Genomic DNA, 975 nt, shown 5'->3' with positions numbered 1-975 from the left:
CTACAAGGTGAGGCCGGCGTTTGATCCGCTGGTGGGTCAGGTCAACGACGGGACGATCGGATCGTTGGGCTGCAGCACATCCGGCTATTCCGGCGTCCGGCGCTCACGCTGATCAAGTATCCGGATCTGCCGCTGACCGCGCGTCTTGACCGGCATCGAGGACCGCTACCCCCGCCGATAGGACGGCACGCCGGTAACGCACTGTGACAGAAGAACAGGAGAGATCCGGCCAGCTGAGCGTGTGCGGCAGTGTAGGCAGTGGCACCATCGAACCCAATGAACGACGAGCTTAGGGCGCCGATCAGGTCTCTGAACTGGTGAGCGACGGACGAGTCGGCCTGCGCCGGCTGGGTTCACACAGTCTGGGAGCCGGTCCCTGCTTCGTGTTCTGCTCCATCAGCGGATGGCAGTGGTACGACCGAGCCGCCAGCAAGATACAGCGGAGTGTGTACCTCACGAGCGCTCATCGCCGCGTGAATTCGTGTGGCGACGTTGCCGGGAAGACGCTGCTCGGCCTCTCGGGGCGAGAAGAAGGCAACGTCCTCCAATTCCTGTAGCGGCAGGACGAGACCGTCGAGGTTGGCGAGGGACCCGCAGTCGAACGTGAAGCTGACAATCGCGCGCGGCCGCTGCCCAGCGGGCGGTGCCCAATCCACTACAAGCAGGTCACCCACCACCACAGAGATCCCCAACTCCTCACGGATTTCACGGCCGCAGGCGTCATGTGGGTACTCGCCCTCGTCGACGTAGCCGCCGGGGAAGGCCCAGTGGTCGCGGTACGTGGGTTTGACGAGCAGCACGTTGCCGGCCGGGTCCGTGATGAAGGCCGCAGCGGCGGCGTAGAAGGAAGCCAGGTTGGCGTACCACGTGGCGGGCTCCGTCCAGGTCACCTTGGTGACGCTAGCGGACGGGGCCAGGTGGGCCCTCGCGCTAGGCGGCTGTTGGCAGGGGCGCGAGGCTGTGCAGGACTTCTTT

At 65.2% G+C, this 975-nt stretch carries 1 protein-coding gene; it reads right to left on the bottom strand.

Annotated features, from left to right (window positions below):
• Positions 1 to 353: 353 nt before the first annotated feature.
• Positions 354 to 890, bottom strand: a complete 537-nt coding sequence (locus KBX08_RS33345) for an NUDIX hydrolase (RefSeq protein WP_307850719.1) — start codon at positions 888 to 890, stop codon at positions 354 to 356.
• Positions 891 to 975 lie beyond the last annotated feature (85 nt).

The organism is Micromonospora sp. H61 (assembly GCF_018070325.1).
GTDB classification, from domain to species: domain Bacteria; phylum Actinomycetota; class Actinomycetes; order Mycobacteriales; family Micromonosporaceae; genus Micromonospora; species Micromonospora salmantinae.
This window is presented reverse-complemented; position numbering and strand designations above follow the sequence as displayed.